This is a genomic window from Micromonospora sp. TSRI0369 (genome assembly GCF_001905625.1).
Classification (GTDB): Bacteria; Actinomycetota; Actinomycetes; order Mycobacteriales; family Micromonosporaceae; genus Micromonospora; species Micromonospora echinospora_A.
Genome location: NZ_LIVU01000012.1, coordinates 168,720 through 177,887, shown reverse-complemented (window position 1 = coordinate 177,887; position 9,168 = coordinate 168,720). Strand labels below are relative to the sequence as shown.

General features: G+C 73.5%; 6 protein-coding genes and 1 pseudogene. 5 read left to right on the top strand and 2 right to left on the bottom strand.

Annotated features, from left to right (window positions below; genetic code table 11):
• Positions 1–155 (top strand): annotated as a pseudogene (locus tag AMK25_RS28415) (DUF993 family protein); the annotation flags it as partial.
• Between the two features lie 125 nt (positions 156–280).
• On the opposite strand, the gene typA reads toward AMK25_RS28415, so the two are convergent.
• The gene (gene typA, locus AMK25_RS28410) at positions 281–2,149 is read right to left on the bottom strand and encodes a translational GTPase TypA (protein WP_073831436.1); all 1,869 of its coding nucleotides are present in this window, start codon (positions 2,147–2,149) and stop codon (positions 281–283) included.
• Positions 2,150–2,280: 131 nt separating this feature from the next.
• Here typA and AMK25_RS28405 point away from each other — a divergent pair, with 131 nt between their 5' ends.
• Entirely contained in the window at positions 2,281–3,738 is a 1,458-nt protein-coding gene (locus AMK25_RS28405) for a DedA family protein (RefSeq protein ID WP_073831435.1), read from the top strand.
• 32 nt (positions 3,739–3,770) lie between these two features.
• Entirely contained in the window at positions 3,771–4,625 is an 855-nt protein-coding gene (locus tag AMK25_RS28400; RefSeq protein WP_073831434.1) for a lytic transglycosylase domain-containing protein, read from the top strand.
• A gap of 65 nt (positions 4,626–4,690) precedes the next feature.
• Here AMK25_RS28400 and AMK25_RS28395 read toward each other — a convergent pair whose 3' ends face one another.
• Entirely contained in the window at positions 4,691–6,826 is a 2,136-nt protein-coding gene (locus AMK25_RS28395) for an MMPL family transporter (protein ID WP_073831433.1), read from the bottom strand.
• 133 nt (positions 6,827–6,959) lie between these two features.
• Between AMK25_RS28395 and AMK25_RS28390 the strand changes: the two genes are divergently transcribed.
• A complete protein-coding gene (locus tag AMK25_RS28390) occupies positions 6,960–7,484 on the top strand; it encodes a MarR family winged helix-turn-helix transcriptional regulator (protein WP_073831432.1) in 525 nt (174 codons plus the stop codon).
• A 2-nt stretch (positions 7,485–7,486) separates the two neighbouring features.
• On the top strand, positions 7,487–9,139 hold the full coding sequence (locus AMK25_RS28385; protein ID WP_073831431.1) for a CocE/NonD family hydrolase: 1,653 nt from the start codon (positions 7,487–7,489) through the stop codon (positions 9,137–9,139).
• Positions 9,140–9,168 lie beyond the last annotated feature (29 nt).

The window sequence follows — 9,168 nt, the reverse complement described above, 5'->3', positions numbered from 1 at the left end:
CCGCGCACGTCGTCGCCGACCCGTACGCCGACAACTCCCCCGGCCGCCCGGCGGGCCTGGACTGGGACGCGACGCTGGCGGTGCGGCGCGACCTGTGGTCGTGGGGTCTCGGCGTGGCGGAGGCGATGGACACCGCGCAGCGCGGGATGGGGCTGCCGCCCGATCGAAAACGCCGCCAACCTCATGATCAACCGGGCGGGGCGGGGCGGGGGCAGAGGGGGAGAGACGGGGGAGCCCGGTCCGCCTGGGGCGGGCCGGGCTCCGGGTGGGGCGGGGTGGGTCAGCCGGCGTGCTTGCGGCGGGCGGCCATCCGGCCGCGCTGGGTCTGGTCCAGCACCACCTTGCGGATGCGCACCGCGGCCGGGGTGACCTCGACGCACTCGTCCTCGCGGCAGAACTCCAGCGCCTGCTCCAGCGACAGCTTGCGCGGCGGGATCAGCTTCTCGGTCTCGTCGGCGGTCGACGAGCGCATGTTGGTGAGCTTCTTCTCCTTGGTGATGTTGACGTCCATGTCGTCGGAGCGGGAGTTCTCGCCGACGATCATGCCCTCGTACACCTCGGTGCCCGGGTCGACGAAGAGCTGGCCGCGCTCCTGGAGGTTGGTCATGGCGAACGCCGTGACCGCGCCGGCCCGGTCGGCGACCAGCGACCCGTTGTTGCGGGTGCGCAGCTCGCCGAACCACGGCTCGTACGACTCGAAGACGTGGTGCAGGATGCCGGTGCCGCGGGTCTCGGTGAGGAACTCGGTGCGGAAGCCGATCAGGCCGCGCGCCGGGACCAGCCACTCCATCCGGATCCAGCCGGTGCCGTGGTTGACCAGCTGCTCCATCCGGCCCTTGCGGGTCGCCAGCAGCTGGGTGATCGCGCCCAGGTACTCCTCCGGGGCGTCGATGGTCAGCCGCTCGACGGGCTCGCAGGTCTTCCCGTCGATCTCCCGGGTGACCACCTGCGGCTTGCCGACTGTCAGCTCGAAGGACTCGCGGCGCATCTGCTCGACCAGGATCGCCAGGGCCAGCTCGCCGCGGCCCTGCACCTCCCAGGCGTCCGGCCGCTCGGTGGGCAGCACCCGCAGCGACACGTTGCCGACGAGCTCCTTGTCGAGCCGGTCCTTGACCATCCTTGCGGTGACCTTGGCGCCCTTGACCCGGCCGACGAGCGGCGAGGTGTTGGTGCCGATGGTCATCGAGATGGCCGGCTCGTCCACGGTGATCAGCGGCAGCGGCACCGGGTTCTCGGCGTCGGCGAGCGTCTCACCGATCATGATCTCGGGGATGCCGGCGACGGCGATGATGTCGCCCGGCCCGGCGGACTCGGCGGGCTTGCGCTCCAGGCCCTCGGTCATCAGCAGCTCGGAGATGCGGACCCGCTGGGTGCTGCCGTCGGTGCGGCACCAGGCCACGCTCTGGCCCTTGCTGATGGTGCCCTGGCGGACCCGGCACAGCGCGAGCCGGCCCAGGAACGGCGAGGCGTCGAGGTTGGTGACGTGCGCCTGAAGCGGCGCGCCCTCGTCGTACGCGGGCGCCGGGATGGTGTCCAGCAGGGTGCGGAACAGCGGCTCCAGGTTGTGGCTGTCGTCCGGGACCGCGCCGTCGGCGGGCTGGGTCAGCGAGGCGATGCCGTCGCGGGCGCAGGCGTAGACGATCGGGAAGTCGATCTGCTCCTCGTCGGCGTCCAGGTCGAGGAAGAGCTCGTAGGTGTCGTCCACGACCTCCTTGATCCGGGCGTCCGGACGGTCCACCTTGTTGATCACCAGGATGATCGGCAGCCGGGCGCGCAGCGCCTTGCGGAGCACGAACCGGGTCTGCGGCAGGGGGCCCTCGCTGGCGTCGACCAGCAGCACCACACCGTCGACCATGGTCAGGCCGCGCTCGACCTCGCCGCCGAAGTCGGCGTGACCGGGGGTGTCGATGATGTTGATGGTCACCGGTTCGGAGCCGTCGGCCGGCGTGTACCGCACACCGGTGTTCTTGGCGAGGATGGTGATGCCCTTTTCCCGCTCGAGGTCCATCGAGTCCATGACCCGATCGGTGTTCTCACCGCGGGCGCCGTAGGCGCCGGCCTGCCGCAACATGGCGTCGACCAGGGTCGTCTTGCCGTGGTCGACGTGGGCGATGATGGCGACGTTGCGGAGGTCGGTGCGTAGCTGCATACCCTCCATACTCCTGTCTGCGGTTGCCCGGGCACGCCTCGGGGTCACCCCGAGATCGCCCGGATCTGCGTCGAAAGTGCTGTGCCGACCGTTCCAGCGCCTGGCATGCTGACACCCGTGCGGGGTGCCCGATGCCTGACCTGCTGAGCTGGCTGCAGGAGCTGCCGCCCCTGCTGATCTACCTGGCCGCCGCGGCGATCGTCGCGGCGGAGACCGCGGTGATCGTCGGGCTGCTGATGCCCGGCGAGGCGACCCTGCTTCTGGTCGGCTTCCTAGCGTACGCGGGGACGCTGCGCCTCGCGCCCGTGCTGGTGGCCATGACCGCCGCAGCAGTGATCGGAGACACACTCGCGTGGCGGGCCGGGCGGCGGTACGGCCCACGGCTGCGCGCCTCCGGCGTCGGCGCCCGGATCGGGGCGCACCGGTGGCGGCGCGCCGACTCGCTGCTGGACCGGCTGGGCGGTCGCGGCGTGCTGGCCGCCCGCTGGATCGCGTTCGCCCGCACGCTGGCGCCCCGGCTGGCCGGTTCGGCCGGGATGCCGTACCGGCGGTTCGCGCCGTGGAACCTGGCCGGGGTGGCGAGCTGGGTCGGCGCCTCGGTGCTGGCCGGTTACCTGGCCGGGGAGTCGTACGAGCGGGTGTCGAAGCTGCTCGGCCAGGCCACCGGGGCGGTGCTGGCCCTGCTGCTGTGCCTGCTCGGCGTGGTGCTGGCGGGCCGCTGGCTGGGACGCAACCCGGACCCGGTGCGCGCGCTGGCCGCCCGGGCCGCCGCGCTGCCGCCGCTGCGCTGGCTGCGGTCCCGGTACGGCGTGCTGTTCTTCCTGGTCGCGATGCGGGTCGGCCCGGCCTGGGGCCTGCTGATCAACCTGGTGCTGGGGCTGGCGCTGCTGTTCGTCGCCGGGTTGGCCGTGGCGCTGCTGCTGGAGGCGGTGGTCCGGCACAGCGGGCTGGGCGTCCTGGACGGGCTGGTCGCCGACTGGTTCGCCGCCCGGCGTACCCCCGGGGTGGTCGACGCGGCGCAGGCCGCGGTGTCGGGGCTGCGCGGCTGGCTGCTCATCGCCGCGGTCGCCGTGGTGGCCGCCGTGGTGACGGGGCGGGGCCGGCCGTGGCGGGCCGACCCGCTCGGGGTGCTGGGCACCGTCGGCGCGGCGGTGCCGCTGGTGTTGCTCGTCGTTGTCGCGGATCTGACCGATCCGGGTGGCCCGGACCGCGCCGGTGACCTGTTCCCCACCCAGAACGCGGTGGTCACGGCGAGCCTCGGCACGCTGGCCTGGCTGCTGTCACGCGGCGTGCGCTGGCCGGTCGGCGTGGCGGTCTGGACAGCCGCGTCGGCAGGGGTGGTCATGGTCACCGGCGCGCGGCTCTACCTGGGACTCAGCACCGCGAGCGGCACCGTCACGGCGGTGCTGCTGGGCATCGCCTGGACCACCGTGTTCGTGGTGGCGTGGGCGACCCGGGACCGGCTGGCCGACGGTGACGAGCGGCCGGCCGCGACGGACGGCGACCCGGCCCGACGGGACACGCCGCCCCGTCCCCGGCGGCGCAGGCCGCCGTCTCGGGTACCCCGCGGACCTGCCGATCCTTGTTAGGGTGCGCCGACGGCAACGACGGGGGAGGTCGGATGCGGCGAGGACTCGGCCGGTGGGCCGCGGTGGCGGTGGCGGCGCTGCTCGCGACGGGCACGCTGACGGCATGCGGCGAGGGGGAACGGCCGGTCGCCGTGGACCTGCCCACGGCGGCGCCGGCGGACGAACCGCAGGAGGTGCCCGCCGACGCCCCGAGCGAGGAGCCACCGGCGGTGGCGGCGATGGGTGGGCGGCCCAGCCCGAGCGCGTCGGCCAGCCCGCGGGCCAAGCCGCCCCGCACGTCCACCGGGCCGCTCGCCAAGCCGGATCCGCCGACCGAGACCAAGGTTCCGCCGCCCCCGCGCAAGCCGGTGGCCGGCTGCAAGCCGAGCTACCGGGGCACCGCGGCGAGCCGGAGCCAGGTGAAAGCGGCGCTCGCCGATGCCGCGGCGCGCACCTACTGGCCCACCTCGGCGCCGGACATCCGTATCCCGTCGGCCCTGATGAAGGCCACCGCCTGGCAGGAGAGCGGGTGGCAGTCCAACATCGTCGCCTGCGACACCGGAATCGGGCTGATGCAGGTCATGCCGGATACGGCGAAGTGGATGAACCAGCGGTTCGGCCAGTCGTACGACGTCGAGAACTACCAGGACAACGCCTATCTGGGTGGCAGCTACCTGGCCTGGCTGACCAAGTACATCGGGGACATGTACTTCAAGGCCGACTACCGCCTCGACGCCTCGCTGTGTACCGCGGAGCTGGACTCCTGTCTGCTCAACGCCGTGATCTCGGCGTACAACTTCGGGCACGGCAAGGTGGCGCAGAAGGACAAGCCGCTGGACATCCCCAACCCGCAGTACGTGCGCAACGTGCGGGCGCTGATGACCGAGTGCGAGTGCCTGAGCTTCTGAGCGAGCGAACGGACAAACGAACGGGCGGGGCCGGCGAACGTGCCGGCCCCGCCCGTCTGTCCAGGTCAGTCCCGCGCGGGCACCGGCTCGGCCGGCGCGTCGACGGCGTCGCTGGGCGCGTCGGCGTCCCGCTTGATCCGGCCGGGCCACCAGAACCGGTCGCCGAGCAGGAACGCCAGCGACGGCACCAGCACGGTACGCACCAGCAGCGTGTCCAGCAGCACACCGATGCAGACGATGATGCCGATCTGGGTGAGCGTGATCAGCGGCAGCACGCCGAGCACCGCGAAGACCGCGGCGAGCAGCACGCCCGCGCTGGTGATGACGCCGCCGGTGACCCGCAGCGCGGACAGCATGCCGTCGCGGGTGCCGGTGCGCCGGGCGTCCTCCCGGGCCCGGGTGACCAGGAAGATGTTGTAGTCGACGCCGAGCGCCACCAGGAAGACGAACGCGAGCAGCAGCACCCCGCTGTCCAGCGCCGGGAAGTCCAGCACGTGGTCGAAGAGCAGCCAGGCCGCGCCGAGGCTGGCGAAGAACGACGCGATCACGGTCACCACCAGCAGCAGCGGCGCCAGGATTCCGCGTAGCAGCAGCACCAGAACCGCGCCGACCAGCAGCAGGATGAGCGGCAGGATCAGCTGGAGGTCCCTGGTGTTCGCCTCGTTCGAGTCGTAGGTCGCGGCGACCGAACCACCGACCAGGGCGCCGTCGGGGGCGTCCGCGCCCTCCACGGCGGGCGGCGCGGAATCCGGTACGGCGGCCACGGCGTCGCGCAGCGCCACCACGGCCCGGTCGGAGGCGGCGCTGCCGGGCTCGGCGGTGAGCACCACGTCGATCTGGGCGACCCGGTCTCCGGCGGCGCCCGGCCGGGCCGAGGCGACCCCGTCGACGTCGGAGGCGGCGGCGAGCACCGCCTGGGCGGCCTGCGGGTTGGTGAGCACCGCCACCGGCTGGGTGCTGCCGGCCGGGAACGCCCGCGCGAGCGTCTCCGCCCCGGCGACCGCCTCCGGCTTCTCGCTGAACTGCTCGGTCTCGGACAGGCCGGTGCGGATGCCGAGGCCGCCGAGGGCCAGGCCGGCGAGCAGCAGGACGGCGAGCGCGGCGACCGGCAGCGGCCGGCGGACGACCATCTCGCCCAGGCGGCCCCAGACCCGGCCCTCGCGGGCGGCGCTGCCGACGCGGGGGACGAACGGCCAGAACAGGCCCCGGCCGAACAGCAGCAGCGCGGCGGGGAGCACGAACAGGGCGGAGAGCATGGCGAGGATCACACCGGTGGCGCAGGCCAGGGCGAGCGCCCGGTTGGTCTCCTGCTCGGACAGCAGCAGCGTGAGCACGCCGAGGACGACGGTGCTGCCGCTGGCCAGGATCGGCTCGGCGGTACGGCGCAGCGCCGAGCGCATGGCGGCGAACCGGTCCTCCTCGCGGCGCAGTTCCTCCCGGTAGCGGGCGATGAGCAGCAGCGCGTAGTTGGTGGCGGCGCCGAACACCAGCACGCTGGCGATGCCGGTCACCTGTCCGCTGGGCAGGTAGATGCCGAACGCGGGCACGAGGGACTCCACCACGCGCAGCGTGATCTGCTCGGTGGCGCCCACCACGAGCAGCGGTACGAGCCACAGGAACGGGCTGCGGTAGGTGATCAGGAGCAGCACCGCCACCACGGCGGCGGTGACCAGCAGCAGCGTGGTGTCCGCGCCCTGGAACACCTTGCCCAGGTCGGCGGTGAAGGCCGGGCCACCGGTGACCTCGACGGTCAGCTCGCCGGGCAGGTCACCGACCGCCTCGCGCAGCTTCTCCACCTCGTCGACCACCGCCGACGGGCCGCCCTCGGTGGACAGCGGCACCGCGACCAGCGCCACTGTTCCGTCCGGGGAGACCTGGGCGGGGGAGACCCGGCCGCCGGCGGCGAGCGAGCTCAGCTGGCCGGCGAGGCCGTCGAGCTGACCCCGGTCGGCCCCGCTCAGCGGAGCCTGGTCGGCGCGGCTGACCACCACCAGGGCGGTCTGGGCGTCCTTGGAGGGCAACTGGTCCTGCAGCCGTTCGACCTGCGTCGACTGCCATTCCACGGACAGGCCGGTGCCGGAGACCGGGTCGGGATTGTCCGGCTTCGGCAGCCCGAAGGCGACTACGCCGACGACGAGCGCGACGGCCAGGGTGAGCCAGGCGGCGAGCCGGCCCCGGACGACGCGGGAGAACAGTGACATCGGATGCCCTCACTATTGGTCGCGGAGGATTCTCTCTGAACGAGTATCTTGATAAGCGAGATTATCCGGGGTGGTTCTATGCTGCAACCGGATCAGTTCGGGCAGGGGGTGTCGGCGAGCGGTGGCGCACAGGATGTACCGGCGACGGGACGACCCGCGCGGGCGGATGATCGCCGAGATCACCAACGACCTGCGCCGCTACTCCGTCGACGCCCAGCACATCGGGCACGCCTTCGCCGGCCTGCACGGGCTCAACGCCACCGACCTGCAGGCGCTGATCGCGGTGATGGAGGCCGAGCTGGTCGGCGACCCGATCACCCCCGGCCGCCTCGGTGAGGCGCTCAACATCTCCTCCGGGTCGGTGACCGCGCTCGTCGACCGCCTGGAACGTGGCGGCCACATCCGCCGCGACCGGGACACCGCCGACCGCCGCAAGATCCTCCTGCACTACGCCGACCGTGGCGCCACGCTGGCGCAGAGCTTCTTCGGCCCGCTCGGGCGCCGCACCGACGAGGTGATGGACCGCTTCACCGACGACGAGCTGGCCGTGGTGCAGCGGTTCATGGCGGAGATGGTGCACTCCATGCGGACCCACCGGGACGAGATCCGCGCCGCGCCCCGCCGCGCCGCCGCACCCGGCCCCGACGGGGACGACTGATCGTGCGGCTGGTCACCCGGGCGGCCGCCGCGGCACTGCGACTGCCGGCCGCCCGCACCGGGCGGGTCACCGTGACCCGGGACATCCCGGTCCGGGTCCGTGACGGGGTGACGCTGCGCGCCGATCACTACGCGCCCGACCTGCCCGGCGCGCACTGCGTGCTGATCCGCACCCCGTACGGGCGAGGCGGCCCGATCCGGCTGCTCGGCCGCCTGATCGCCGAGCGCGGCTTCCACGTGGTCATCCAGTCCTGCCGCGGCACGTACGGCTCCGGCGGCGAGTTCGCTCCGCTGGTGCACGAGCGCGACGACGGGCTGGACACGCTGGACTGGCTGCGCCGCCAGCGGTGGTGGACCGGCGCGCTCGGCATGTTCGGCGCCAGCTACCAGGGCTTCGTGCAGTGGGCGGTAGCCGCCGACGCGGGCGAGGATCTGCGCGCGATGGTCGCCGTGGTGACCGCCTCGGCCACCCGCGACTCCACGTACGCGGGGGAGTCGTTCGCACTGGACACCGTGCTCACCTGGGCCGAGCTGCTCCAGGCGCAGACGGTGCCCTGGCTGGCCCGGCAGTGGGAACTCAAGCGCGGCCAGCCCCGGCTCGCCCGTGCCCTGGCGCACCTGCCGCTGGCCGAGGCGGACCGGGTCGCCACCGGCGTCACTGTGCCGTTCTTCCAGGAGTGGCTGCGCCACCACACCCCGGACGCCGGCTACTGGCGTACCCGGGTCTTCGGCGAACGGATCACCGAGGTGCGCGCCCCGGTCGCCATGGTCAGCGGCTGGCAGGACATCTTCCTGCCGGCCCAGCTCGACGACTACGCCCGCCTGCGGGCCGCCGGAGCGCGACCCCGCCTGGTCGTCGGCCCGTGGACCCACGGCAGTCCGGGCCTGCTCGTGGCGTCGCTGCGGGAAGGGCTGGACTGGCTCGACACGCACCTGGCCGGGCGGCCCGCGCCGCAGCGCGCGCCGGTGCGGGTGCACGTCGGCGGGGCCGGCGGCGGCTGGCGTGACCTGCCGGACTGGCCGCCGCCCGCCACGCCCGCCCGATGGCACCTGCGATCCGGCGGCGGGCTCGCCCCGCAACCGCCGGAGCACGGCACGCCGGACCGCTTCTGGTACGACCCGGCCGACCCGACCCCGTCGCTGGGCGGGCCGCTGCTCGTGGCCCAGCGGGCCGGCGCGGTGGACAACCGGCCGGTGGAGGCCCGGCCGGACGTGCTCACCTACACCAGCGAGCCGCTGGCGGAGCCGGTCGAGGTGGCCGGGCCGGTACGCGCCGAGATCCACCTGCGCAGCGAACTGTCGTACCTGGACGTGTTCGTGCGTCTGTGCGACGTGGACCGGCGGGGGCGTTCCTGGAACGTCTGCGACGGACTGGTCCGCGTCGAGCCCGGGCGGTTCCCGCGCGATCCGTCCGGTGTGGTCACGGTGCCGGTGACGCTCTGGCCGACCGCGTACCGCTTCGCGCCCGGGCACCGGCTGCGGGTCCAGGTCTCCGGTGGCGCCCACCCCCGCTACGCGCGCAACCCCGGCGCCGGCGAGCCACTCGGCACGGCTGTGACTCTTCGTGCTGGCTGGCGGGAGATCCTTCATGATCGTGAGCATCCCTCGGGGTTGACGCTGCCGCTCCTGCGGGCACCGTCCACAGCAGGCGGATAGTCCAAAAAACCGCTCCTGAGCTGGGCATT